25 protein-coding genes and 1 riboswitch are annotated in these 23,705 nt (G+C 67.1%); of the genes, 12 read left to right on the top strand and 13 right to left on the bottom strand.

Annotated features, from left to right (window positions below):
* The first annotated feature begins 61 nt into the window (after positions 1–61).
* The 5 genes from DZC73_RS21945 (at position 62) to DZC73_RS21925 (ending at position 6,323) form a co-directional block, all read left to right on the top strand.
* On the top strand, positions 62–283 hold the full coding sequence (locus DZC73_RS21945; protein ID WP_124542527.1) for a hypothetical protein: 222 nt from the start codon (positions 62–64) through the stop codon (positions 281–283).
* A gap of 69 nt (positions 284–352) precedes the next feature.
* The gene (locus DZC73_RS21940; protein ID WP_124542526.1) at positions 353–556 is read left to right on the top strand and encodes a hypothetical protein; all 204 of its coding nucleotides are present in this window, start codon (positions 353–355) and stop codon (positions 554–556) included.
* 138 nt (positions 557–694) lie between these two features.
* Positions 695–2,065, top strand: coding sequence for an adenylosuccinate lyase (purB, locus tag DZC73_RS21935; protein WP_124542525.1), 1,371 nt, complete (start codon positions 695–697; stop codon positions 2,063–2,065).
* Positions 2,066–2,125: 60 nt separating this feature from the next.
* On the top strand, positions 2,126–2,956 hold the full coding sequence (pyrF, locus tag DZC73_RS21930) for an orotidine-5'-phosphate decarboxylase (protein WP_124542524.1): 831 nt from the start codon (positions 2,126–2,128) through the stop codon (positions 2,954–2,956).
* A gap of 124 nt (positions 2,957–3,080) precedes the next feature.
* Positions 3,081–6,323: a PAS domain-containing hybrid sensor histidine kinase/response regulator gene (locus tag DZC73_RS21925; RefSeq protein WP_124542523.1), complete on the top strand. Its 3,243-nt coding sequence runs from the start codon at positions 3,081–3,083 to the stop codon at positions 6,321–6,323.
* Between the two features lie 25 nt (positions 6,324–6,348).
* Here DZC73_RS21925 and DZC73_RS21920 read toward each other — a convergent pair whose 3' ends face one another.
* A complete protein-coding gene (locus DZC73_RS21920) occupies positions 6,349–7,254 on the bottom strand; it encodes a LysR family transcriptional regulator (RefSeq protein ID WP_124542522.1) in 906 nt (301 codons plus the stop codon).
* A 102-nt stretch (positions 7,255–7,356) separates the two neighbouring features.
* On the opposite strand from DZC73_RS21920, the gene DZC73_RS21915 reads away from it, so the two are divergent.
* Together DZC73_RS21915 and DZC73_RS21910 are read left to right on the top strand one after the other, a co-directional pair.
* Positions 7,357–7,986, top strand: a complete 630-nt coding sequence (locus DZC73_RS21915; protein WP_124542521.1) for an FMN-dependent NADH-azoreductase — start codon at positions 7,357–7,359, stop codon at positions 7,984–7,986.
* Positions 7,987–7,997: 11 nt separating this feature from the next.
* Positions 7,998–8,672, top strand: a complete 675-nt coding sequence (locus DZC73_RS21910) for a glutathione S-transferase family protein (protein WP_124542520.1) — start codon at positions 7,998–8,000, stop codon at positions 8,670–8,672.
* Position 8,673: 1 nt separating this feature from the next.
* On the opposite strand, the gene DZC73_RS21905 is transcribed toward DZC73_RS21910, so the two are convergent.
* Positions 8,674–10,959: a xanthine dehydrogenase family protein molybdopterin-binding subunit gene (locus DZC73_RS21905; protein WP_235835237.1), complete on the bottom strand. Its 2,286-nt coding sequence runs from the start codon at positions 10,957–10,959 to the stop codon at positions 8,674–8,676.
* Positions 10,956–11,465, bottom strand: a complete 510-nt coding sequence (locus tag DZC73_RS21900; RefSeq protein WP_124542518.1) for a (2Fe-2S)-binding protein — start codon at positions 11,463–11,465, stop codon at positions 10,956–10,958. Before DZC73_RS21900 ends, DZC73_RS21905 begins: the two co-directional genes overlap by 4 nt.
* Positions 11,466–11,649: 184 nt before the next feature.
* On the opposite strand from DZC73_RS21900, the gene DZC73_RS21895 reads away from it, so the two are divergent.
* Positions 11,650–12,669, top strand: coding sequence for a porin (locus tag DZC73_RS21895; RefSeq protein ID WP_124542517.1), 1,020 nt, complete (start codon positions 11,650–11,652; stop codon positions 12,667–12,669).
* 4 nt (positions 12,670–12,673) lie between these two features.
* Here the strand turns inward: DZC73_RS21895 and DZC73_RS21890 are convergent, their stop codons facing one another.
* On the bottom strand, positions 12,674–13,600 hold the full coding sequence (locus DZC73_RS21890; RefSeq protein WP_124542516.1) for a TonB-dependent receptor: 927 nt from the start codon (positions 13,598–13,600) through the stop codon (positions 12,674–12,676).
* 304 nt (positions 13,601–13,904) lie between these two features.
* On the opposite strand from DZC73_RS21890, the gene DZC73_RS21885 reads away from it, so the two are divergent.
* Positions 13,905–15,587, top strand: a complete 1,683-nt coding sequence (locus DZC73_RS21885) for a pepsin/retropepsin-like aspartic protease family protein (protein ID WP_161974697.1) — start codon at positions 13,905–13,907, stop codon at positions 15,585–15,587.
* Between the two features lie 18 nt (positions 15,588–15,605).
* On the opposite strand, the gene DZC73_RS21880 is transcribed toward DZC73_RS21885, so the two are convergent.
* The 3 genes from DZC73_RS21880 to DZC73_RS21870 form a co-directional block, all read right to left on the bottom strand.
* A complete protein-coding gene (locus DZC73_RS21880; protein WP_124542514.1) occupies positions 15,606–16,505 on the bottom strand; it encodes a hypothetical protein in 900 nt (299 codons plus the stop codon).
* A 66-nt stretch (positions 16,506–16,571) separates the two neighbouring features.
* Positions 16,572–17,609, bottom strand: a complete 1,038-nt coding sequence (locus DZC73_RS21875) for an RNA methyltransferase (RefSeq protein WP_124542513.1) — start codon at positions 17,607–17,609, stop codon at positions 16,572–16,574.
* A 5-nt stretch (positions 17,610–17,614) separates the two neighbouring features.
* The gene (locus DZC73_RS21870) at positions 17,615–18,082 is read right to left on the bottom strand and encodes a MarR family winged helix-turn-helix transcriptional regulator (protein ID WP_124542512.1); all 468 of its coding nucleotides are present in this window, start codon (positions 18,080–18,082) and stop codon (positions 17,615–17,617) included.
* A gap of 42 nt (positions 18,083–18,124) precedes the next feature.
* Between DZC73_RS21870 and DZC73_RS21865 the strand changes: the two genes are divergently transcribed.
* The 3 genes from DZC73_RS21865 to DZC73_RS21855 all read left to right on the top strand — a co-directional run bounded on the left by DZC73_RS21865 (position 18,125) and on the right by DZC73_RS21855 (position 20,238).
* Positions 18,125–18,874: a siderophore-interacting protein gene (locus DZC73_RS21865; RefSeq protein WP_124542511.1), complete on the top strand. Its 750-nt coding sequence runs from the start codon at positions 18,125–18,127 to the stop codon at positions 18,872–18,874.
* A 50-nt stretch (positions 18,875–18,924) separates the two neighbouring features.
* Positions 18,925–19,080, top strand: a riboswitch (FMN riboswitch).
* A gap of 93 nt (positions 19,081–19,173) precedes the next feature.
* A complete protein-coding gene (locus tag DZC73_RS21860) occupies positions 19,174–19,683 on the top strand; it encodes a 6,7-dimethyl-8-ribityllumazine synthase (RefSeq protein ID WP_124542510.1) in 510 nt (169 codons plus the stop codon).
* Between the two features lie 63 nt (positions 19,684–19,746).
* On the top strand, positions 19,747–20,238 hold the full coding sequence (locus tag DZC73_RS21855; RefSeq protein WP_124542509.1) for a GFA family protein: 492 nt from the start codon (positions 19,747–19,749) through the stop codon (positions 20,236–20,238).
* A gap of 13 nt (positions 20,239–20,251) precedes the next feature.
* On the opposite strand, the gene DZC73_RS21850 is transcribed toward DZC73_RS21855, so the two are convergent.
* From DZC73_RS21850 to DZC73_RS21825, 6 genes are all read right to left on the bottom strand, one after another.
* Positions 20,252–20,722, bottom strand: a complete 471-nt coding sequence (locus DZC73_RS21850) for a putative immunity protein (protein WP_124542508.1) — start codon at positions 20,720–20,722, stop codon at positions 20,252–20,254.
* A gap of 40 nt (positions 20,723–20,762) precedes the next feature.
* Positions 20,763–21,374, bottom strand: a complete 612-nt coding sequence (locus DZC73_RS21845; protein WP_124542507.1) for a DUF1294 domain-containing protein — start codon at positions 21,372–21,374, stop codon at positions 20,763–20,765.
* Positions 21,375–21,468: 94 nt separating this feature from the next.
* Positions 21,469–21,924, bottom strand: coding sequence for a DUF3592 domain-containing protein (locus DZC73_RS21840; protein WP_124542506.1), 456 nt, complete (start codon positions 21,922–21,924; stop codon positions 21,469–21,471).
* Positions 21,925–22,201: 277 nt separating this feature from the next.
* The gene (locus DZC73_RS30710; RefSeq protein ID WP_456238446.1) at positions 22,202–22,504 is read right to left on the bottom strand and encodes a GFA family protein; all 303 of its coding nucleotides are present in this window, start codon (positions 22,502–22,504) and stop codon (positions 22,202–22,204) included.
* A gap of 66 nt (positions 22,505–22,570) precedes the next feature.
* Entirely contained in the window at positions 22,571–23,032 is a 462-nt protein-coding gene (locus tag DZC73_RS21830) for a DUF4188 domain-containing protein (protein WP_328589530.1), read from the bottom strand.
* 132 nt (positions 23,033–23,164) lie between these two features.
* A complete protein-coding gene (locus tag DZC73_RS21825) occupies positions 23,165–23,491 on the bottom strand; it encodes a hypothetical protein (RefSeq protein WP_124542504.1) in 327 nt (108 codons plus the stop codon).
* Positions 23,492–23,705: the final 214 nt, after the last annotated feature.

Below are 23,705 nucleotides of genomic sequence, written 5' to 3'. Positions count from 1 at the left end.
TGGCTCATCCACGAGGTTCGCAACCGATCACCCTGTGGCACAAGGGCAGCCCCACTCCACCATGAAGCGCTACGCCAACCTGAGCGGCGATTCGGGCGTGGTGGCCTATGAAGACCGCCCTGGAGCCATCGTGATCCAGTTCCAAGGCGGTGACACCTACGAGTACAGCACCCAGAGCGCAGGGGCTTCGGTCGTCGCCGAGATGCAGCGCCTGGCGCGCTCCGGCAGGGGCTTGAGCACGTTCATCGCCAAGCACAAGCCGGGGTTCGTTCGCCGGCGCTGATCCACACTCACGACTTCCGACAGATTCCTTCCTCGCCCCACTTCACATCCACCGCCCAGGACCCACGCCATGACAACCCTGCTGATCTGGTGCATCCTCTTCGTGCTGTGCTGGCCGCTGGCGCTGCTGGCCCTGGTTCTGTGGCCGGTCCTGTGGCTGCTGTCGCTTCCATTGCGCCTGCTCGGGATGACCTTCGACGCCGTGTTCGCACTGCTGCGGGCCGTGCTCTTCCTGCCTGCGCGCGTGCTGGGCCATCGTCAGCGCGACCACTGATCGGCCATCAAGGCGCGCGACACCCGTCACACCGGCCGGATGCAGCCAAGGGGCCTGCGCGGCCGCATCGCGCCCAAGCACCTAAAATCGCGGGTTGCCCCTGATCGACCCACAGACGGCCTCAGCGCCGCCCCCGCCATGAATCTCTCCGCCCTCACCGCCTTGTCCCCCCTGGACGGCCGCTACGCCGGCAAAGTCGCGCCCCTGCGCCCGCTGCTCAGCGAATACGGCCTCATGCACCGCCGCGTGCAGGTGGAGGTGGAATGGTTCATCGCGCTGTCGGATGCCGGCTTCGCGGAATTCAAGCCCCTGTCGCAGACCGCGCGCGGCCTGCTGCGCGGTCTGGTGGCGCGGTTCTCGGAAGCCGATGCCCAGGCCATCAAGGACATCGAGCGCACCACCAACCATGACGTGAAGGCCGTCGAGTACTGGCTCAAGGGCCGCTTCGACAGCAACGCCGAGCTCAAGGCGGCTGGCGAGTTCGTGCACTTCGCCTGCACCAGCGAGGACATCAACAACACCAGCCACGGCCTGATGCTCAAGGCCGCGCGGCAGGACGTGATCCTCCCGCAGCTGGACAAGATCATCGCCACGCTGACCACCATGGCCAAGTCGCTGGCCGACGTGCCCATGCTCAGCCGCACGCACGGCCAGACGGCCAGCCCCACCACCGTGGGCAAGGAAGTCGCGAACGTGGTGGCCCGCCTGGCCCATGCGCGCGAACGCATTGCCGGCGTGAAGCTGCTGGCCAAGATGAACGGCGCCGTGGGCAACTACAACGCGCACCTCGCGGCCTACCCGTCGTTCGACTGGGAAGGCTTCAGCAAGAAGGTGGTGGAAGAGCAGCTGGGCCTGAGCTTCAACCCCTACACCATCCAGATCGAGCCGCACGACTACATGGCCGAGCTGTTCGATGCGGTCACCCGCGCCAACACCATCCTCATCGACTGGGCGCGCGACGTGTGGGGCTACATCAGCCTGGGCTACTTCAAGCAGCGCACGGTGGAAGGCGAGATCGGCTCGTCGACCATGCCGCACAAGGTCAACCCCATCGACTTCGAGAATGCCGAAGGCAACTTCGGCCTGGCCAGCGCACTGCTCACGCACCTGAGCCAGAAGCTGCCCATCAGCCGCTGGCAACGCGACCTCACCGACAGCACGGTGCTGCGCAACGTGGGCGTGGCGCTGGGCTACTCGGTGCTGGGCTACGACAGCCTGCTGCGCGGACTGGGCAAGATGGAAGTCAACCGCGCCGCACTGGCCGAAGACCTGGACCGTGCCTGGGAAGTGATGGCCGAGCCCATCCAGACCGTGATGCGCCGCTACGCGCTGCCCAACCCGTACGAGCGCCTGAAGGAGCTCACCCGCGGCAAGGGCATCACGCGCGAGGCGATGCAGCAATTCATCGCGACGCTGGAGATTCCCGACAGCGAGAAGCAGCGACTGATGGCGATGTCGCCGGCCACGTACATCGGCCAGGCGACTGAGCTGGCCAAGCGGCTGCCTTGAGATCACACACCTCGTGGGTCCGCTTCGCTTGACCCACCCTACGAAGACGCAAGGCCCTCCATGAACTTCATCGACAAGCTGCTGCACGCCGAACGCCTGAACCAATCGATGCTGTGCGTGGGCCTGGATCCGGAACCGTCGAAGTTCCCAGGCGCATGGAAGGGCGATGCGAGCCGCATCCTCGAGTTCTGCCAGGCCATCGTCGATGCGACGCGCGACCAGGTCATCGCCTACAAGCCGCAGATCGCCTACTTTGCGGCGCACCGGGCAGAGGCAGCGCTGGAGCAGCTCATCGGGCACATCCGCCGCGTCGCGCCCGAGGTGCCGGTCATCCTCGACGCCAAGCGCGGGGACATCGGCAGCACGGCCGAGCAGTACGCCCGCGAGGCCTTCGTGCGCTACGGGGCCGACGCCGTCACGCTGTCGCCCTTCATGGGCTTCGATTCCATCGAGCCCTACCTGCGCTACGAGGACAAGGGCCTGATCCTGCTGTGCCGCACGTCCAACCCCGGCGGGTCCGATTTGCAGGCGCAGAAGCTGGCCTCGGGCGACATGCTGTACGAACACATCGCCCGCATGGCGCAGGGCCCGTGGAACAAGACCGGCCAGCTCGCGCTGGTGGTGGGCGCCACCTTCCCTGGCGAGATCGAGCGCGTGCGCGAACTGGCCCCCACCGTGCCGCTGCTCATCCCCGGCATCGGCGCGCAAGGCGGCGATGCGGCCGCCACCGTGCGTGCCGGCTGGCGCGCCGAGGGCGGCAAGACGGTCGCGCCCATCATCGTCAGCTCCTCTCGCGCCGTGCTCTACGCCGGCAGCGGCGACGACTTTGCCGCCCGGGCCCGCGAGGCCGCCATGGCCGCCCGCGACGAGCTGAACCGCGCCCGCCCGTGACTTTTGGCCGGCAGCGCCCCGCCCTGGGGCCGCTGCCGGGGCGCAATTGCGGATTAACACCGTGACCGGGAATTCCCCCTGGCCGTAGGATGGGCTCACCATCCCCGCGACGGGAGTCCGCCCCATGCCACGGGATTCGGCGCAACCGGCACGAGCCGCTGCGCGCTACGCCTCCATCGAGATCCCGCGCCTGGTCGTGCGGCTCATCGGCCGCTACTACTTCGGCGCGGCCGGGATGGTGGCCGCCGTCACCGCAATGGCTGTCGCCGTCCTGCCGGCCGGGCCGGCCGCACCCTGGCGCGCCCAGCTGACCATCGCCTTGCTGGCCTACGCCGCCGCCTGCGGCTGGGGGTTCGTCGCCAGCCGCCACCGCCTGCGCCGCATGCACCTGGCCACCTTCCTCGCAGGCCTGGGCGTGCTCGTGCTCACGCTGGCCGTGGCGCTGGCCTATGGCGACGGGTTGCGCAACCCGTCGCTCGGTTTCCTGGGGCTCGTGGTGTGCCTGGTCACCGGCGTGTCCACGCTGCGCTGGGGCGCGGCGCTCGCGGCGTGCAGCCTCGGGTTGATCGGCACGCTGGCCTGGGTGGGAAGCCGCACCCCCTCACCCGAGCACGCCATGCCCCTGGCCACGCTCGCCACCTTCCAGGGCCTGATCGTGCTCGGCGGGCTGGCCGGCGGCGTGCTGCTGTCGCGCGTGCTGGACCGCTACCTGGGCGAGGCGCTCACCCGCGAGCGGCGCTTTCGCGACCTGCTGAACCTGGCGGTGGACTGGTACTGGGAGCAGGACTCGCAGTTCCGCTTCACGCACGTTTCGTCCAAGCCCGGCACGGGCTCGCTCATCAACGACGATGAACGCATCGGGCAGACACCCTGGGACCTCGGCGACATGGGCCTGTCGCCCGAGGCGCTGGCCGCGCACCGTGCCGACCTGGAGGCGCACCGCCCGTTCTCCGGCCTCATCGCGCGCCGCGTGGACCGGCAGGGCCGCGAACACTTCCTGAGCGTGAGCGGCGAGCCGCGCTTCGATGGGCACGGCCGCTTCCTCGGCTACTGGGGCGTGGGCCTGGACATCACCGACGACGTGCAGGCGCAGCGCGCCATCGCGGTGAGCGAGGCGCGCTACCGGCAGCTCTTCCAGCGCTCGCCCACCGCCTTGCTGCTGCACCGCAACGGCATCGTGTGCGATGCGAACGATGCCGCCGCGCGCCTGTTCGGCTTCGAGCACATCGCCGACATGATGGGCTACGACCTGCGCGGCGCCTACCGCGACACCGATTCGCTGCGGCGTCTCGAAGAGCGCATCCGCCGCCTGGAGCACATGGCCGTGGGTGGCGGCCTGCCCATGGACGAGTTCCGGATGGTCTCGCGCCTGGGGCGCAAGCTGGTGGTGCAGGCCACGGCCGCGCGGGTGGACACCATCGAAGGGCCGGTGTCGCTGTCGCTGTACTTCGACGTGACCGAACGCGTGGCTGCCGAAGCGGCGCTGCGCCGCTCGCAGGACCTGATGAAGGCGCTCATCGACACCAGCCCCGACTGCATCACGCTGACCGAGCTGTCCACCGGCCGCTACGAGCTGGTCAACAAGAGCTTCGAGCGCATCACCGGCTACACGCTGGCGGAGATCAAGGGCCGCACCGCGCACGACATCGACATCTGGCACAACCCCGCCGAACGTGCGGCGCTGGTGGCGGCCATCCGCGCGCAGGGCCGTGCGGACGACCTGCCCGCGGTCATCCGCTGCAAGAACGGCCAGCTCGTGACGATGCGTGTCTCGTCGGCGCGCTTCGAGCATGGCGGCGACGAATACCTCGTGCTCAACGGCCACGACGTCACGGCCGCAGAACAGGCGCGGCTGGAGCACGACGCCATCTTGCAGAACGCATCCATCGGCATCGCCTTCACGCGCAATGGGCACTTCCAGCACACCAACGCCAGCTTCGACCGCATGTTCGGCTGGATGCCGGGGCAGCTGGCCGGCCGCAACACCTCGGAGATCTGGCCGCACCCGGACGACTACGACGCCATGCGCGCCGATGCCACGCCGGTGCTCTCGCGCGGCCAGCCCTACGAGATGGAACGGCAGATGCTGCGTGCCGACGGCAGCCTGTTCTGGTGCCGCATGCGCGGCCAGGCGCTGGATGGCGCGTCACCGCGCGAAGGCACGATCTGGATCGCCGAGGACGTGACCGAGCGCCGCCAGGTGGACCAGGCGCTGGCCGCCGCACGCGATGCGGCCGAAGCGGCCAGCCGCGCCAAGAGCGCCTTCCTGGCCAACACCAGCCACGAGATCCGCACGCCGCTGAACGGCCTGCTGGGCCTGGCGCGCCTGGCGATGCAGGAAGACCTGGACGAGACGCGCCGCCGACAGTACCTGGAGCAGATCTTCGACAGCGCGCACAGCCTGTCGGAAATCATCTCGGACATCCTGGACCTGTCCAAGATCGAGGCCGGCAAGATCACGCTGGAAAGCCTGCCCTTCGGGCTGCGCGACACGCTGGGCGCGGTGCACGACGCCTACCGCTCGCTCGCGGAGGCCAAGGGCCTGGAGCTGCTGCTGGTGATCGACCCGGCGGTGCCCGCGGTGGTGCTGGGCGACCCGGTGCGGGTGCGGCAGATCCTCACCAACTTCATCACCAACGCCATCAAGTTCACCGACCATGGCCGCGTGCGCGTGCATGCCGGCAAGGGCCCGGACGACCGCATCCGACTGTCGGTGTCCGACACCGGGCCCGGCGTGGACGCGCAGACGCAGGCGCGGCTGTTCCTGCCCTTCTCGCAGGCCGACGACTCCACCACGCGGCGCTACGGCGGCACGGGCCTGGGCCTGTCCATCTGCCGAGAGCTGGCACGGATGATGGATGGCGAAGTGGGCGTGGTCAGCATGGCGGGCACGGGCAGCACCTTCTGGGCCGAGCTGCCGCTGCCGGCCGCGGACGCGCCCGACTCCGAACACGGCGCGCTGAATGCGCCGTGGGAGCGGCTGCAAGGCGCCCGCGTGCTGATGGTGGAAGACAACCCAGTGAACATGCTGGTGGCGGTGGCGATGCTTGAGCAATGGGGCGTGCAGGTCACGCAGGCCAACGACGGCCGCCAGGCGATCGAGGCGGTGGATGACGCAGTGCGCCGCGGCCAGCCCTTCGACTGCGTGCTGATGGACGTGCAGATGCCCCACATGAGCGGACATGAAGCGGCCCGCGAGCTGCGCAAGCGCTTCGATGCGTCGCGTCTGCCCATCATCGCGCTGACGGCCGCGGCGCTGGTGTCGGAGCGCGAGCAGGCCATGGCCAGCGGGATGAACGAGTTCCTCACCAAGCCGATCGATGCGACGCGCTTGAAAGACACCTTGGCGCGTTGCATTGCCGGGTAGGGTGGGCCAAGCGCAGCGGACCCGCCTACGAACCCAGCAGCACAACGGCCTTCTGCTGGAAGCCACGCTGCAGCGCATCCATCACCACGCGGATGCGCGCCATGTCGCGCAAGTCCGCATGCGTGAGCAGCCAAGCCTCGGTGTCCAGCTCCGCCAGGCGCGGGCCGACGCGCCGCAGCGATGGGAGCGCATCGCCCACCATGCACGGCAGCACCGCCAGGCCCAGCCCGCCGGCGCAGGCATGCGCGATGGACATGAAGCTGCTGCAGCGCATCGACAGGTCCGCCACGTTCACGTGCTTCGACAACCAGCGCAGCGAGCGGTGCTGGCCGAGGCTGTCGTCCACCGCGATCCATGGCGCGGTGGACCAGGCCGGCCAGTCGCTGCGCTGCCCGCGCCAGGCGCCCAGCGCGTTGGCCTGGCCGTACACGCCATAGCCGATGGTGCCGATGCGCCGGCCCAGCAGATGCTCCGGCGGCTGCGATGAGGGACGGATGGCGATGTCAGCGTCGCGCTTGCTCAAGCTCTGCAGTTCGTTGGTAGCAATGACCTGCAGGCTGATGTCTGGGCACTGCGAGCGCAGCGGCATGAGCAGGCCGGGCAGCACCGTCTGCGCGATGGTGTCGGTGGTGGTGATGCGCACGAGGCCGCTGGGGCGCAGGTCCTTGCCAGCGACCTTTCGCAGCGCTTCGGCAGCCGTCTCTTCCACCAGCGAGCCTGCCTTCGCCAGCGCCTCGCCCTCGGGCGTCGGCGTGTAGCGCCCGCCGCCTCGCTCGAAAAGGCGCACGCCCAGGCGCGACTCCATCGCTTCCAGCCGCCGGAAGGCCGTGGCGTGGTTGACGCGCAGCTGCCGGGCCGCGCCGGCCAGCGTGCCCGAGCGGGCAATGGCGCTGATGAAGCGCAGGTCGTTGAGGTCGCCGAGGGTGTCCATCGCTGCCTTGCATGATTGCAAACAGGGTTTGCCAATTCTGTTGATTGTCTTGCATGGGTGCAATGCCTAGATTCACGGCATCCATTCACGCAAGGACTGTTCATGGCCACCCTCCTCCACATCGAAGCCTCGCCCCGCGCTGCCCGGTCGCATTCGTCCCAGGCCGCTTCGGCTTTCCTCGACGCCTACGCGCAGTCGCATCCGCACGACCACATCGTCAGGCTGGACCTCTGGGCGCTGGACCTGCCCACCTACGACGGTGCCGTGCTGGACGCCAAGTACAGCGCCCTGGCCGGCGCTGCCATGCCGCCCGAGCAGGCAGCCGCCTGGGCCGCGACCCGCGTGCTGGTGGACCAGTTCAAGCAGGCCGACAAGCTGGTGATCTCCTCGCCGATGTGGAACTTCAGCCTGCCCTACCGGCTGAAGCACTACATCGACGTGATCACGCAGCCCGGCATGCTGTGGAGCTTCGACCCGGCCACCGGCTACAGCGGGCTGGCGGGCGACCGGCCGACGCTGCTCATCCAGTCCGCGGCGGGCAGCTACGACGCGGCCAGCGGCGCGCAGTCGCTGGACCACCTCAGCAGCTACCTCGCCACCTGGCTGGACTTCATCGGCATCAAGAACCGGCGCACGCTGTGGGTCGCACCGACCTTCGCGGACGAGGCGGCGCTGGCGCAGACCAAGGCGCATGCGCTGGAGACCGCCATCGGCCTGGCGCGGCAGTTCTGAGGGCTCCCGCCATGCAACCACACCTCACCCTCGTCAGCCATGCGCTGTGCCCCTACGTGCAGCGCGCTGCCATCGCGCTCATCGAGAAGGACGTGGACTTCGAGCGCATCACCATCGATCTCGCCGACAAGCCCGCCTGGTTCAAGACCATCTCGCCGCTGGGCCGCGTGCCGCTGCTCAAGGTGGACGGCGAGGCCGTGCTGTTCGAGTCCGCCGCCATCTGCGAATACCTGGAGGACACGACCGACCGGCCGCTGCATCCGCCGCATCCCGCGGTGCGCGCACGGCACCGGGCGTGGATGGAGTTCGGCTCCAACGTGCTCACCCTCATCGCCGGCTTCTACAACGCGGCGGATGCCGACGCGCTGCAGCGCAAGCGCCACGAGATCCGCGAGCGCTTCGCCACGCTGGAGGCGGAGTTGTCGACCCGTGCGGGCCCGTACTTCGGCGGCGAGCGCTTCAGCCTTGTCGACGCTGTGTTCGCGCCGGTGTTCCGCTACTTCGAGCGATTCGAGGCCATCGAGGACTTCGGCTTCTTCGACGGGCTGCCGCGCGTGCTGGCGTGGCGGCAGTCACTTGCGCAACGGCCCTCGGTGCAGGCCGCCGCGCATCCAGACTACGCCCGGCTGCTCGACGCCTTCCTCAGGGCGCGGCGCTCCGAGCTCTCGCGCCGCATGGCCGCCTGATTCAAGCCAGGGTGAGCGGCAGGTCCCGCAGCCGCTTGCCCGTCAGCGCGAACAGGGCGTTGGCCAGCGCAGGTGCCACCGGCGGCACGCCCGGCTCGCCCACGCCACCGGGCGCCCGCGTGCTGCGCACGAGGTGCGTCTCGATGACCGGCGTCTGCGCGAGCTTGAGCATCGGGTAGTTCGGGAAGTTGGTCTGCTGCACCGCGCCGTTGACGATGTCGATGCGGCCGTAAAGCGCGGCGGTGAGACCGAAGACGATGCAGCTTTCCATCTGCTGCGCGACGATGCCGGGGTTCACCACCGTGCCGATGTCCGCCGCGCACACCACCCGGTGCACGCGCGGCGCACCGTTGGCGAGCGACACCTCCATCACCTCGGCCACGATGCTGCCGAAGGCTTCGTGCAGTGCCACGCCGCGCGCATGGCCCGCGGGCAAGGGTGTGCCCCAGCTGGCCTTCTCGGCCGCGAGCTTGAGCACGGCCGCATGGCGCGGCATGTCCTTGAGCAGCGCGAGGCGGAAGGCCACCGGGTCCTGCTTGCTCTCGTGCGCGATCTCGTCGATGAAGCTCTCGGAGAAGAACGCGTTGTGCGAATGACCCACCGAGCGCCAGAAGCCGATCGGCACGTTGCTCTTCGTGGCAATGTGCGCGATGCGCTCATTGGCAATGCCGTATGGCAGGTCGAAGAGCCCGTCGCTGGTGCTGCGGTCCGGCAGGTCCACCGGGCCGGTGAGCTGGGGCAGGGTGCGCTCCATCCAGCGCGGCGTGATGGCATCGCCCGCGCTCGTGATCTGCAGCGAGTTCACCGCGCCTTGCGCATCGAAGCCGGCCTTCATCACCGCCACGCCGGCCGGGCGGTAGAAATCGTGGGTGATGTCTTCTTCGCGCGGCCACAGCAGCTGCACCGGGCGGCCGTTGGCTTCGACGGCCACGCGCACGGCCTGGCCGACGAAGTCCACGTCCAGCCGCCGGCCGAAGCCGCCGCCGAGGTAGGTGACGTGCACGGTGACGGCATCGGCGGGCACCTGCGCCACCTCGGCCGCAAGGGCGCGCGCCATGCCCGGCGCCTGCGTGGAGGCCCAGACGGTGACACGACCATCCTTCACCTGCGCGGTGCAGTTGATGGGCTCCATCGGCGCGTGCGCAAGGTAGGGCGCGCGATACACCGCCTCGATGCTGCGCGCCGCGCCCTGCTGCGCGGCCTTCAGGTCGCCGCGGCTGTAGAAGCCGAAGCCGCCGTGCGTCTTCGCGGCCTCGCGGGCCGAGGCCTCCAGCGTCGCCATGATGGCCTTGGTGTCCGGCACCATCGCGGTGGGCAGGCGCCATTCGATGTCCAGCGCCTGTGCTCCCTTCTTTGCATGCCAGCTCGACCGCCCGATGACCGCCACGCCCTCGGTGGAGCCGGCATAGCTGGGCAAGCGCACCACGCGTTCGACGCCGGGGATGCGCATGGCCGCATCCACGTTCATGCGGCCGATGCCGCCGCCCAGCACCGGGCAGTGCCGCACCACCGCGTAGACCTGGCCCGGCTCGCGCACGTCGATGCCGAAGCGTGCGCTGCCGTTCACCTTCGCCGGCAGGTCGGTGCGCGGCGCGGGCGTGCCGATGAGCTTCCACTGGCCGGGATCCTTGGTCTTCACGTCGCCCGGCGGCGTGGCCGCGGCCATCTTCGCGAGCTGGCCGTAGTGCCCGTTCGGGCCGGAGGGGTGGCTGACCACGCCGTCATTGACCGCCAGTTCCGCCGCGGGCAGCTTCCATTGCAACGAGGCCGCGTTCACCAGCTGCGCGCGCGCGGTGGCGGCGGCCAGGCGCACCACCTCCCACGCATCGCTCACGCTGGACGAGCCGCCGGTGATGTTGACGCCCAGCTCGCGCACGGCCTTGCTCACCACCCACTGCGCCGCCCGCACCGTGCGCGTCTCGGCACCCGGTTCGCGTTCGGTGGGGTGGAACGGCAGCATTGAATCAGTCAGGGTCGCCACGTTGCCATACAGCGATTCATGGCCTGCCTGCACCAGCGTCACCTTGGACATCGGCACGTCCAGCTCTTCGGCCGCCAGCATGGCCAGCGCCGTGTGCACGCCCTGGCCCATTTCGCTGCGCGGCATGGCGAGCATGACGGTGCCGTCGGGTGCGATCTTGATCCAGCCGTTGAGACCCACCTGGCCGTCGTTCACCGGCATCGTGTCCACGCCGCCCATGCGGCTGCGCATGGGCATCACGCCCCAGCCCACCAGCAGCGCGCCCGTGGCGCCCAGTCCGCTCAGGACGAAACTGCGGCGCTTCACAGGGCCTTCCCTTCGGCGCCGGTGGCGGCCTTCTTCGCGGGCTGGCCATGCAGCTCGCGCGCCGCCGTCTTGATGGCTTCGCGGATGCGCGGGTAGGTGCCGCATCGGCAGATGTTGGTGATGGCCGCGTCGATGTCCTCGTCGCTCGGGTTCGCGTTCTTGGCCAGCAGTGCGGCGGCGGCCATCAGCATGCCGCTCTGGCAGTAGCCGCACTGCGGCACCTGGTGAGCGATCCAGGCCTTCTGCAGCGCGTGCGGCTGTTCGGGCGTGCCCAGCGCCTCGATGGTGCGCACCGGCTTGCCCTCTGCGGCCGACAGCGGCGTGACGCACGAACGCACCGCCTGGCCGTCCACATGCACCGTGCAGGCGCCACAGGCCGACACGCCGCACCCGAACTTGGTGCCTGTCAGGTTCAGCACATCGCGCAGCACCCACAGCAAGGGCATGTCGGGCTCGGTCGCGCCCTCAGGCAGGGAGCGGGTCTGGCCGTTGATGGAAAGGTCCATGGCGCGCAGCGGGAAGCTCTTCGTGGGAGAGCGCCCATTCTGCGAGAAACCGTAGGGAGCACACCTTCGACAAATGTGGCGCGCGCGGAACACCCCGGGCGATCCCGCACGGTTTTCCGCGGGTTTGTACGGAGAGGCGAGAAGTCTTGTCACAGAATCGCTGCATCGCTCCGGAGCAACCCTCATGACCCGACCCTTCTTCCGCCTCGCCGCGGGCGCGTTGGCCGTTGCCGCGACGGCCGGCGCCCACGCCCAGAACGTCACCCTCACCGGCTTGCTGGACATGTCCGCCGGCCAGTTCCAGAACGCCGGCGCCGCCAAGGTGTCGCGTGCCGAGAGCGGTGGGATGTCCACCAGCTTCATCGGCTTTCGCGGCACGGAAGACCTGGGCGGCGGCCTGAAGGCCAAGTTCGCACTGGACCACTTCCTGCGCCTGGACACCGGCAGCCCCGGCCGCTTCAACGGCGATGCCTTCTGGGCGCGCGATGCCTACGTCGGCCTGTCAGGCGCCTTCGGCACCACGGTCCTGGGCCGCACCACCACGCCGCTGTTCGTCTCCACGCTGCTGTTCAATGCCTTCGGCGATTCCTTCGGCTTCTCGCCCAGCATCCGCCAGCTCTTCACGCCGGCGGCCGGCATGCCGGCGTTCCTGGGCGACACCGGCTGGAACAACTCGGTGGCCTATGCCAGCACCGACTACGACGGACTGAGCTGGAACCTCGCTGCCAACCTGAGCGAAGGCGCGGTCGGCTCGAAAGGCAAGAACTACGGCGCCAACGCGCTGTACTTCAACGGCCCCTTCGCAGCGACGGCCGCCTGGCAGCACGTGCGCAATGGCGCCTTCGGTGCACCGGCAGGCTTCAGCGGGCAGGCGGCGTGGCAGCTGGGCATGTCCTACCAGTTGCCGGTGGCCAAGCTGTACGGGCAGTACAGCGACGTGCGCACCGCAGCCACGGTGAACGATAAGACCCGCATCTGGAACTTCGGCGCTTCGGTGCCGATGGGACCGGGACGCGTGCTGGCGCAATACGGCTTCGCGCGGGCGCGAGTGTCGGGGGTGGACACGGAGAACAAGACCCTCACGCTGGGCTACGACTACACGCTGTCGAAGCTGAGCGATGTGTATGCGGTGTACATGAACGACAAGGTCACCGGGCTGAGCGCGGGCAACACGTTTGCGGGCGGGTTGCGCGTGCGGTTCTGAACCCTCAGAACCGCAATTCGAGCCGCGTGCGCCAACCCAGCCTGTCGTCGGCATCCCCCAACGGCAAGCCGCCGTTCAATGCCGGGTCGATGGGGCGCCCCTGAAACCGCCGCGGCACGACCAGGGACAGCCTGGCCCTGTCACGCACCATCGAGCCGGACAGCTTGAGCCGCATGAGCTTGCCCTGGCTGGTGATGAGCGAATCGCCACCCAGCAGCCATCGGTCATCGAGCGGTGCGCTCAGCGCGAGCGACGCGGCGTGCAGCCATTGGGGCTGCACGGCCTCGTTCACGAGTTGCGAAGCCAGCCGCACCTGCACCCGCAGGATGCTGGCCTCCTGTTCCGTCTGCAGGTCCATGCCCAGGAATCGTTGGCCTCGCAGGCCATCGGCTGCGGGCGACGCCGGCCGGAGCACGGCGTCGGTGAGCCGCAATGTCCAGTCGCTGGCCGGCTGCCATGCCAACGAAAGCCGGCGGTGCAATGCCGCGCCGCCCGGCATGCCGACCAGCCGCGCGCCGCCGGTCACGCGGACTTGCGGCGACCAGCGCCAGCTGTCTTCGAGGAAGACCGTTGGCCTGTCGTCATCGAAAGGCTGCCACGCCTGAACGGCCTCGGACGGCGCAGGCGAGAAAGCCATGGCCGCACCGGCCTGCAGCTCGTGTGCATCCAGCCGCTCGGTGAGGACGCGGACATCGATGCCGGCTCGGGCTCCGGCATCCGTCCCGAGCGCCGGGTCGGCCTGGAGCTTCAGTGTCCAGCGGCTCCAGGGGTCGATCCGATGTTCGAAGCTGGCCTCGGGCTTGATGCCTTCGCCTTCCAGCCGCGAACGCTCGACCAGGCCGGTCTGGGCGTGCGCGGCGGCGCCGCTTGCAATGAGCAACGCGGCAGCCAGGCAACGCCATGCGCAGGACAAACGGTGGAAGCGGTTCACGACAAGACAATCATGCGGAGACGGAAATGCGCCGGGTGGTGCTCTTCACATCAAGCTTAGTCATCGCCGTGTGATCCGTGTGCGAAGCCCATGAGAAGGACATGCGCGCTAGCATCGCGAGCGGGTCGCCGAGTTCGCTCGCGACACAAGAACAGCGCCGGGAGGATCCATGCCATCGCTTTGCCGACTTGCCGCTCCACGACCAGGCCCGGTCCTCCTCGGCCTGCTGATCGCCCTCGGTACGTGCACATCCAGCTTCGGCGCGCCGGACTGCCGGCTCAAGGCCGTGGAGCTGCCGGTGACCATGACCGGCTTGCGAGCCGTCGCCACCGTGGGCATCAATGGCAAGGACGTACCGCTGACCGTGGACAGCGGCGCGTTCTTCAGCTTCCTGACCGACGCCGCCGTGGAGCAGTTGGGCTTGCCGGTGACTCGACCGAATCGCGAGATACAGGTTGAAGGACTGACAGGCCGTGTCGACACGCGCCTGACCACCGTCAAGCGCCTGCGGCTTCAGAAGGGCGAGATTCCGGACGTGGAGTTCGTCGTGGGTGGCAATGAGCCCGGCAGCGGGACCATGGGCCTGCTCGGCCGCAACTTCCTGGCGTTCACCGACACGGAGTACGACCTGGCCCACGGGATGATCCGCCTGATGTTCCCCGAAGGCGACTGCCAGGAGGTCAACCTCGCGTACTGGGCCGGCGACAAGGCGGTGTCGGAGCTGGCACTGCCGCGCGATCCGAGGTACCGGACACCGGCCATCATCGCCGCGGTGCAGGTGAACGGCGAGGAAGTGCGCGCCCTGTTCGACACAGGCGCCCGGTCGGCACTCTCCCTGGCGGCGGCCCGCCGGGCGGGGTTGAAGGACGCTGACATGAAGCCCCATGGACTCATCTACGGCGCAGGACGGGGCGAAGCGAAGGCATGGACCGCCCCGGTGCGCGAGGTGACCATCGGCGACGAGACGATCAAGAACAGCATCCTGAAGATCGGGGACTTCCACATGGATGACGCCGACATGCTGATCGGCATCGACTTCTTCCTGTCGCACCGCGTCTACGTGTCCAAGAGCCGACGGCGCATGTTCTTCACCTATGCAGGCGGTCCCGTGTTTTCGCTCGACACGGCGACGCCCGGGCAGGCCGCCGCACCCGCCGCAGAGGAAGGCGCAGCCGTCGAACAGCCGAAAGACGCGGCCGGCTATGCACGCCGTGGTGCCGCTTTCGCCGCTCGCAAGGCATTGGCCCCTGCCCTCGCGGACCTTGATCGCGCCTGCGAACTGGCGCCTGACGTGGCCGACTACTTCCTGCGCCGGGCCGAGGTGCACATTGCATTGAAGCAGTCGTCCGAAGCCCTGCGGGATGTGAACACCGCCTTGCGGCTCGATCCCACGCATGCGCAGGCGCGCCTCCTGCGTGCTGGCTACCGTGCCAACACGGATGACCGGGACGGCGCCCTCGACGATCTGCAGGCCCTGGACAAGGCCGTCGCGCCGCAGGACCACGTGCGGCGCGACATGGGACGCCTGTACCGCATCCTCGACCGGCAGGACCTCGCCGTGCTGCAGTGGAACCACTGGATCGCCGCCCACCGCAACCAGGTGGATCTGCACGAAGTCCTGAACGAGCGATGCTGGGCCAAGGCGTTGCTCGGCATCGAGCTGGACCAGGCGCTCAAGGATTGCGACGAGGCGCTGGAGCGAAAGCCGCAGACCGCCGCATACCTCGACAGCCGAGCGTGGGTGCACTTGCGCCGGGGCGAGCTGCGCGATGCGCTGTCGGACTTCGATCGCTCGCTGCGCATTCGTCCGAAGCAAGCGTGGACGCTGTATGGCCGGGGCATCGTCCGGATCCGGCTGGGTCAGGCCGAGGAAGGTCGAATCGACCTCGATTCCGCTCGTGCGCTGCTGCCGTCCATCGATGCCGCCACCGCTCGCCACGGGGTATCGCAAGCCGACTGGGCCGAGCGCCCGGCCGTCACGAAGTGAACCGCGCCGCGTGATGCGCTACCGGTTCGGCGCGGCGTTGTCGGCACGAAGCGTCTGCGCGAAGAGAGTGGCCGCCTCGCGCCACTGGCTTTCAGTGGCATCCTTGCCCGAAGCGATGACCATCACCGGACGTCCGCGGAGCACGAAGACTTCCTGGTAGGCCTTGAACCCGTCAGCGCTTTGCCGGATCGCACACAAGCGCTGCGGCTCGTCGCAGCGGATCGTGAGCTCGCGATCCTTCTTCGCGTCGCTTCGCAAGGTGCCGAAGTCCGCCGGCTGCAAGGGACCCGAGTCCGAGAGGAGCAGGTCAGCCACCGTCACGACGACGGGGTGCTGGCTGTCATTGGTGAACAGTCCCACGAGCATCCCTGGTGCAGCGGGGATTTGTGCCTCCGGCCGTGCGGTCCAGCCCTTGGGCGCGTGGAGTGCCAGCGAACTCGTTGGCCCCTTTCCGGAGCGAAGGTGCTGGTCGCCGCGCGGCATGCACGCCGGACCTTCTCGCACCGCAATGCGCTCCGCGCGCACCGGCCGGGGCTGGCTTCCCGCGGGCGCCGCAGGGGTGTCCTGCGAGCTCACGAGCCAATCGCCCTCGATGCGGTAGTGCACGTCTGGCATCGACACGTCCGTCAGGTGGATCACACCCGGCTTGGCCAGCGTCCAGGTGTGCTCCGTCGTGGTGTCTTGTCCGGCGCCGAAATGACATCGTCCGGTGATGCGACCGGGAGAGTATTCGACGACGCAGTCGTTGTTGCCCCGTCCCGCATGCCCATCAGCGAACACGTACCGCTGCTCCTGCAGCCGCCAACAGCCCAGCAGCTGCGGGTCATCGTCGGCCGCGATGGCCGGCTGCAAGCAGACCAGCAATGCGGCGCCAACGCCGGCCATGAAGGTGCTCTTGAGGGATGTGGTGTTCTGCATGCGCCGGATGGTAGGCGTGGCGATCAGGCCGGGCCGGTCACGTCCGCCGGGCGCCTGCGTCAGAGTTCACGGGGAAGGCCGCCTTGAAGCGATCCGCGACACCGGCACCCTGACCTCGCGCGCCCGCAACTGTCCACAGCCCGCATCCACATCCTGCCCGGCTGATTGCCGCAGCTTCGTGAGGATGCCGCGCCGATGCAGCGTGCGCGCGATCTCGGCCGCACGCTCCCAGCTCGGGCGCCTGAATTCGAGATCGGCCACGGTGTTGTAGGGGATCATGTTCATCAGCGCGTACTTGCCCTTGAGCAGGCGCACGATGCCTTCGATCTCTTCCTCGTTGTCGTTCACGCCTTCGATGAGCGTCCACTGGTACTGGATCGGGTAGCCCGTCGCGCGGGCATAGCGCTCACCGGCTTCCACCAGGTCCTGCGGATCGATGCGCGGCGCGCGCGGCAGCAGCTTCACCCGCAGGTCGGGCCGCGTGGTGTGCAGTGACAAGGCCAGCGCCGGCTTCACCGGGCCCAGCGGCAAGCGCTCGAACACGCGCTCGTCGCCCACGGTGGAGAACACGATGTTCTTGTGCCCCAGGGCCCCCGCCGTGCCCAGCAGCTCGATGGCCTCCATCGCGTTGTCCAGGTTGTGGGCCGGCTCGCCCATGCCCATGAACACCACCTTCTTCACCACGCGCTTGGTGCGTGCCAGTGCCACCTGCGCGACGATCTCGGCGCTGCCCAGCTGGCGCAGCAGGCCGTCGCGGCCGGTCATGCAGAACACGCAGCCGACCGCGCAGCCCACCTGCGTGGACACGCACAGGCCGTCGCGCGGCAGCAGCACGCTTTCCACGGTCTGGCCATCGTTGAGTTCCACGAGCAATCGTGCAGAGCCGTCTTCGCCGGGATGCTCCGAGCGCAAACGCGCCAGCCCTTTGAGCTCCTCGGTCAACGCCGGCAAGGCCTCGCGCACGGGCAAGGGCAGAAAGTCTTCGGGCTTGCGCCGCCCGCTGTCTTGCGGCAGGGCCTGCGACCACAGGCGCAGCACGCGCTGCTCGTGCACGGGCTTGGCACCCAGGGCACGCAGCCTTTCGCGGATGTGTTCGATGCGCATGGCCATCATTCGGCAGCGAGGTTGATCTTCACGCGTTGCAGCAGCGAGCGCAACTGGTCGCGCTCTTCGCCGCTCAAACCCGCCACCGCCTTGGCGCTCACCTTCTTGGCCTGCTGCGACAGCGCGCGCTGCACCGCCACCCCGTCGTCGGTGAGGAAGAGATTCGTGTTGCGCCGGTCCGCCTCATCGGCCCGCGCCTCCAGCAGCCCGCGCTCGCGCAGGCCCTTGATGAGCCGCGCCATCTGCGCCTTGTCGCGCCCGCTGTGCGCCACGATGTCGCTTTGCGTCGAGCCCGGGTGCCGGCCAAAGAACCACAGCACCTTGCTTTCCATGTGGGTGATGTCGTGTGGGCCGTCGCGCAGCACCTGGTACTGCTGCGAGCGGTACAGGTGCATGACGGTGTGCACGAGATCGAGCACGTCGTCTTCGCCATGCTTGCCCGCATGGTTGACTTTATCAACTGATTTGAACATGATAGGGGATATTGTCAACCATTTGCCCAGGGACCCATTTGCATGAGCACCGACACCCTTGCCCCAGCCGTCTCCCGCGTGCAGCGCATCCGCCACGAGATCAAGCGCCGCGAACTCACCGTGCTGCGCGTGGAATCGCCCACGCCGCACACCCGCCGCATCACGCTGGGCGGGGAGAGCCTGTCCGATTTCATCAGCGCCTCCTTCGACGACCACATCAAGCTGATTCTCGGCGACGCCGCGGGCGAGCCGGTGCGGCGCGACTACACGCCCCGGCATTTCGACACGCAGCGCCGCGAGCTGAGCATCGAATTCGCCCTGCACGGCGACGGGCCGGCAGCGCAATGGTCGGCGAACGCCCAGCCGGGCGACACCGCAGTGGTGGCCGGGCCGCGCGGCTCGCTGGTCATTCCCACCGACTTCGACTGGCACCTGCTGATCGGCGACGAGACGGCACTGCCGGCCATTGCCCGCAGGCTGGAAGAGCTGCCGCGCGGCACCCGGGCGATCGTGATCGGGCTGACGGACGACGTGGCCGATCGGCGCGAGTTCCGCACTGCGGCCGCGTTGACCCTGCACTGGGTGGACAGCGCCGATGCGCTCGTCAATGCGGTGCACGCGCTCGTGCTGCCCGAAGGCGAGGGCTACGCCTGGTGCGCCGGCGAGGCGTCGACCATGGCCACCCTGCGCCGCATCCTGGTGGAAGACAAGGGCGTGCCGCGCCAGGCCATCCGCGCGGCGGCGTACTGGAAACGCGGTGCGAGTGCGCATCACGAACACATCGAAGACTGAGGATTTGGCCGCGGGCCTATGATGTTTTGGCCGCCGGCTTCGGCTTGCGGCAGCGTTCTCAGGGCGGGGTGAAATTCCCCACCGGCGGTGATGGCGACTTGATCGCACAAGCCCGCGAGCGCCTGGCTTCCCCGTGAAGCCAGGGTCAGCAGACCTCGGTGAGACTCCGGGGCCGACGGTCACAGTCCGGATGAAAGAGAGCGCGATTGTCCTCACGTCCTCTCTTGCGGGCCACCGCCGGGGAGGCCGCGGCCTTCGTGCGCCCTGATTCTGGCCAACCCTTCCATCAAGGAAACACCATGAATCAGTTCGAGTTCCAGCAGCATCTGTCCCGCGACTCCAGCGGCAACCTCCGCATCCCCGAGCCCACGCGCTTCGCCTTCGTGCATTCGCGATGGCACGAGGACATCGTCCACCAGGGGCGCGACGCCTTCCTCGATGAACTGGCGCGGCATCGAATACAGCGCGATGAAGTCGACGTGATCGAGGTGCCCGGCGCCTTCGAGATCCCGCTGCATGCGCGGCGCCTCGCGCAAACCGGCCGCTACGCCGCGGTGGTGGCCTGCGGCTTCGTGGTCGATGGCGGCATCTACCGGCATGAGTTCGTGGCCGATGCGGTCATCTCCGGCCTCATGCGCGTGCAGCTGGACACCGACGTGCCGGTGCTCTCGGCCGTGCTCACGCCCAAGAACTTCCATGAGCACGACGTGCACAAGACCTTCTTCGCCGAGCACTTCGTGGTCAAAGGCCGCGAAGCGGCCAGGGCTTGTGTGGAGACGGTGGCGAGCTTGAGGAAACTGGCGGCGTAACCCCAGGCTTCCCTCTTCCCCCGGCGGGAGAGGGAAGCCCTTCATCCAGAGGACCCGCCCACCATGCACCTCGAAGGTTCCTGCCATTGCGGCCGCATCCGCTTCAGCGTTCACAGCGCGCAGCCCGTGCCGTTCATGCGCTGCTACTGCTCCATCTGCCGCAAGACGGCGGGATCGGGCGGCTATGCCATCAACCTGGGCGCCGACTACGACACGCTCAAGGTCACCGGCAAGCGCTACCTGCGCGTCTACCAGGCCGAGATCACGAAGAAGGACGGCAGCACCGAGACCAGCACCGCACAGCGCCACTTCTGCGGGCAATGCGGCAGTCCGCTGTGGCTGTACGACCCGACCTGGCCGGAGCTGGTGCATCCGCATGCCGGCGCCATCGACACGCCGCTGCCGGCCGCGCCGGAGCATGTGCATCTGATGCTCGGTTCGCGCGCCCCTTGGGCCGTGCCGGAAGGGCTGTCCACCGATCCGCACTTCGATGAGTATCCCGACATGTCACTCGCGCAATGGCACGAGCAGCATGGGCTCACGTCGAAGGACTAGTTCAAACGAAGGGTCAGGTGGCGCGACTACCGAGGCCATGTGCAGACGCAAGAAGCCGCAACTGAGCCACCTGCCAGGCGAACTCCGGCTCGAACGATGCAGGATCGTTGACCGCATAGCCACCATACGCGTAGACACAAGCGTATGCCGCATAGCTGGCTGCCTCGAGCGGGCGGCCGTTGATGGCATTGGCGACAGCGTAGGTGGCAGAGACAGCAGCGTGTGCTGCGCCGTCAATGGAGTTGGACCCTCGGTGTTGATTGGCGACCTGCTGAAGCTCGACGGCAAGCCCTCGCACAGTCGCAGCGTCAACGTTGCCGGCGACAAACGATCGAAGCATTTGCACCGCAGCCAATGCCCGTGCATCTTCGAGCAGGTGCTCGACACGCGATGCACACGCCAGACAGAAGGCCCAACGCAGCGGCTCTTGCGCCGCTGCGTTGAGCTGGATTTCCTCGGCAAGTGAAGCAAGCATGTGATTCATGGGCAGCCTGACGTTCGACATGAGGGGTTCAGTCTCGCTCTCACACCAGCAGCCTCTTGGCCAGCGGTGAATGAATTGCTAGGAACCCGGCGACGTTAACGATGACCGTCGCCCAGAAGCGGGCAACGAACGACGTCTTGGATGATTTGTGGCGAAGAAGTTGCTGAGCCAGAAGCGCACCCGGCCAACCGCAGGCGAGACTGAGGAAGTGAAGGCTTGATTCAGAAGTGCGCCGTCGGCCATGGCGCGCTGCGGACTTGTCGAGCGCGTAGGCAAAGAAGGCCAGGAGGCTTGCCGCCGCATACGCAGCGGCGACCCATGGACTGACTGACCAGCGGGAAGCTACGGCCGCATACAGAAGGAAGAAGCACGGCAGCGCAAGCCGGCGAGGAACTGTCCAGCGGGCAGGTGATTCGTGGCGAGGTGTGGACACCAGCCGGCTCGAACGAACAAACTGTACGGACTTCGCTCGCTTCTTGCCTTGAGGCCCCAGTTCGACCTCGAACGTTAGAGCCAATCCAACCGTCGGGCGGCCCGTCCCGGGTGGGAGCGACTTGATGTGGACGAAGATCTCCTGCCCGCCCTGCAATGGCTCGATGAAGCCGAAGCCGCGCACATCGTTCCAGGATTTGAGCTTGCCGTCGAATCGCATGAGGGTGTTTGCGGGGCCTAGCGGTTGACATGAGAGGCGACCGTAGGCGGGCCCAGCCTGCCCGAAGGAGCCCTCTCGATGGAAGCCCCAGGCTTCAACGCGCACGCCTCTTTGAAAACAGGAGGCGAACGACGAGCATCCCGATTCCCAGGAAAAGCATGATCCGACCTATTCCACTCTGGGCCTCAGACGGATCATCCTTGTTGACGTCCTCAATGGTGCTTGGCGACTCGGGCAGGTAGCGCACATTCATTGTTGCGGCAGTGGCGTTGCCCCGCAAAGAGCGTCCAAGCTCCGCCGGCACGCCAACTTCAGCTTGGACCTCCCGGCCGTCCTCCGTATGGAAGCGGACATGCGCTGTGTAGAGGCTGTCGGAATGAGTCATCTTCTTCTCCTTCCACTCCAGCTTCACCACCTCGGCCCTGGCCATCTTGCCGTGATCACGAAGTGCGGCGAACTTCACCGCACTCCTGTGGCCCGTATAGATCATGAAGATCCCAATGACTGCCAGACAGATGGCGAACAGTCGGCTACCAAGAAGGCGAAACATGGAGGTCCTTTGAGGCCTAAAGTTTGAGACGAGCGGCGGTTGGAGGCGGGCGTAGCCTGATTGTGCTCGGATTCGATACGGCCTCAATCACAACAAGAAGGCCGTCTATGTTGTCGTGGTCCTGTACCTCGACGTAAAGACCGGCGCCCGCAACCAGTTCGGAAGTGCCCAGCCGAACCGCTTCCTCCAGGGGCATCCGAGCCAGATGGCGTTTGCGCTGACGACTCATTGGTGCGAGGCCTAACGTTTGAGGTGAGGTGCGCGTGACGCGCAGCAATCAATCCATGTGGTCAATGCCAGCAGGCATGCTTACCCATGAGTGCATTCGTTCCTCATACACCGACGTGGAAGGCTTGGGGAATGATGGGTCTGCGAACGCGCCGACCGGGATGGAGATTGAGTTCTCATGGCCTGAGGCGGTGTGAAAGACGGCAGCGCCACAGCGAGGACAGAATCGAAATGTGATTTTCGTTCCCTCGTCACCGATGCGAACGAACTCCGTGCTTTCGCCCTCCACCTGACCCGCGCTTGCAGCAAACACCGCTTGTGTTGTCGGCTGCAGACTCTGCCACTGCGGCAATTCGCTCGCGAACAGATGCTGCGTTGATCATGGGGGCGAGGCGCCTAACGCCTCTCGATTGAAGAGTTAAGGCGCATTGCGCTCAGCACCCAACCGACCAGAAGCTGACTGCTTACCGCCAGTTGCCGGCTGCAAGACGCCAGCTTTGCCCAAGCCAAATGGCGGCATGTTGACGTAGACGCTCTCGTAGCTGCCAGGCGAAGCCTTGTAGGTTTCGTGCCAGATGCCCACTGAGCCGTCGGTTCCAACTGCTTTGTTGAACGAGCGCCAAGCCGGCAGATGCTCGGCCTCCTTGTTCTTTGCGTAAGCCAGAAGCTGCTCCATTGAGCGCCAGTACTGCACCAAAATGATGGTGCGAGAGAACCACATTTCGGCGTGAATGAAGCCTAGATCTGGTTGGCGGCTCAACTCTTTGAGCATGCGAGGCATGGCCTGAACGACAGGAAACCACTTGTGGATCAACAAAGGCTTGTTGATTCGCACCCCGATGAGAAAGACAACGAAGTCTCCCTCCAATGTTGCTGTCACTCGTTCTCTTTGGATCATAAGGTGGGCCCTAACGTTTGACATGAGGGGCGGCTGGAAGCAAGCGAAGCTTGCTGGAATATGTCTGCTCGATGGAAGGGTTAGACCCCGGATTGTCCGGCGGCGCGCAGGTTTTCATTGACGCGCCTCGACGCCGATTGAGCGCTCCGTGCTACACATGGCGCAGTATTTGGCTTGAGGTGTACGTAGCGGCTTGCCACATACATGGCAAGGAGGCCCATAGATACTCAGGCGATGATGGAACAGCGCGTTCGCGTTCGTTTCCTTGAACCCTGTGATGCCCGCATATAGCGCAAGCGCCTCTTGCCCGAACCCATTTGTTTGGGCCTCGGCCAGTGAGCATTGATGCTCTTCGCGATAGCGCTTGATTTGCTCGACTCCATTCGCCAAGTGTGGAGCAACGATCGACCATTCTTCCTCTGTAAGCATCGGAAGGTTCATTCGACAGCGCCAGCAATAGATTGTGCGTGGCATAGGGGTCTAACGTTTGACATGAGCGGCAGGCGAAAGACGGCGAAGCCGGCTGTTGACTGGGAACTTGCACCGCTTTAGTTGACACATGCTTGCAGGCCCTGCCGCTGTTCAAAGGCAGCCGGAGGGAGGTATCGCAGCGACGAGTGAAGTCGCTGCTGGTTGTAGAACGTGATGTAGCTGC

The organism is Rhizobacter terrae, from assembly GCF_003852895.1.
Classification (GTDB): domain Bacteria; phylum Pseudomonadota; class Gammaproteobacteria; order Burkholderiales; family Burkholderiaceae_C; genus Albitalea; species Albitalea terrae.
Note: the sequence above shows the minus strand (reverse complement) of the source record. Positions and strands in the feature narration are given on the sequence as shown.

What these genes read in the sequence shown, in the direction of transcription:
- DZC73_RS21940 (WP_124542526.1), top strand. Translation starts at nt 353, where the DNA reads ATGACAACCCTGCTGATCTGGTGCATCCTCTTCGTGCTGTGCTGGCCG.
- DZC73_RS21880 (WP_124542514.1), bottom strand. Translation starts at nt 16,505, where the DNA reads ATGCAGAACACCACATCCCTCAAGAGCACCTTCATGGCCGGCGTTGGC.
- DZC73_RS21845 (WP_124542507.1), bottom strand. Translation starts at nt 21,374, where the DNA reads ATGCGATTCGACGGCAAGCTCAAATCCTGGAACGATGTGCGCGGCTTC.
- pyrF (WP_124542524.1), top strand. Translation starts at nt 2,126, where the DNA reads ATGAACTTCATCGACAAGCTGCTGCACGCCGAACGCCTGAACCAATCG.
- purB (WP_124542525.1), top strand. Translation starts at nt 695, where the DNA reads ATGAATCTCTCCGCCCTCACCGCCTTGTCCCCCCTGGACGGCCGCTAC.
- DZC73_RS21870 (WP_124542512.1), bottom strand. Translation starts at nt 18,082, where the DNA reads ATGTTCAAATCAGTTGATAAAGTCAACCATGCGGGCAAGCATGGCGAA.
- DZC73_RS21850 (WP_124542508.1), bottom strand. Translation starts at nt 20,722, where the DNA reads ATGAATCACATGCTTGCTTCACTTGCCGAGGAAATCCAGCTCAACGCA.
- DZC73_RS21860 (WP_124542510.1), top strand. Translation starts at nt 19,174, where the DNA reads ATGAATCAGTTCGAGTTCCAGCAGCATCTGTCCCGCGACTCCAGCGGC.
- DZC73_RS21910 (WP_124542520.1), top strand. Translation starts at nt 7,998, where the DNA reads ATGCAACCACACCTCACCCTCGTCAGCCATGCGCTGTGCCCCTACGTG.
- DZC73_RS21920 (WP_124542522.1), bottom strand. Translation starts at nt 7,254, where the DNA reads ATGGACACCCTCGGCGACCTCAACGACCTGCGCTTCATCAGCGCCATT.
- DZC73_RS21925 (WP_124542523.1), top strand. Translation starts at nt 3,081, where the DNA reads ATGCCACGGGATTCGGCGCAACCGGCACGAGCCGCTGCGCGCTACGCC.
- DZC73_RS21900 (WP_124542518.1), bottom strand. Translation starts at nt 11,465, where the DNA reads ATGGACCTTTCCATCAACGGCCAGACCCGCTCCCTGCCTGAGGGCGCG.
- DZC73_RS21865 (WP_124542511.1), top strand. Translation starts at nt 18,125, where the DNA reads ATGAGCACCGACACCCTTGCCCCAGCCGTCTCCCGCGTGCAGCGCATC.
- DZC73_RS21840 (WP_124542506.1), bottom strand. Translation starts at nt 21,924, where the DNA reads ATGTTTCGCCTTCTTGGTAGCCGACTGTTCGCCATCTGTCTGGCAGTC.
- DZC73_RS21825 (WP_124542504.1), bottom strand. Translation starts at nt 23,491, where the DNA reads ATGAACCTTCCGATGCTTACAGAGGAAGAATGGTCGATCGTTGCTCCA.
- DZC73_RS21855 (WP_124542509.1), top strand. Translation starts at nt 19,747, where the DNA reads ATGCACCTCGAAGGTTCCTGCCATTGCGGCCGCATCCGCTTCAGCGTT.
- DZC73_RS21885 (WP_161974697.1), top strand. Translation starts at nt 13,905, where the DNA reads ATGACCGGCTTGCGAGCCGTCGCCACCGTGGGCATCAATGGCAAGGAC.
- DZC73_RS21915 (WP_124542521.1), top strand. Translation starts at nt 7,357, where the DNA reads ATGGCCACCCTCCTCCACATCGAAGCCTCGCCCCGCGCTGCCCGGTCG.
- DZC73_RS21875 (WP_124542513.1), bottom strand. Translation starts at nt 17,609, where the DNA reads ATGCGCATCGAACACATCCGCGAAAGGCTGCGTGCCCTGGGTGCCAAG.
- DZC73_RS21895 (WP_124542517.1), top strand. Translation starts at nt 11,650, where the DNA reads ATGACCCGACCCTTCTTCCGCCTCGCCGCGGGCGCGTTGGCCGTTGCC.
- DZC73_RS21945 (WP_124542527.1), top strand. Translation starts at nt 62, where the DNA reads ATGAAGCGCTACGCCAACCTGAGCGGCGATTCGGGCGTGGTGGCCTAT.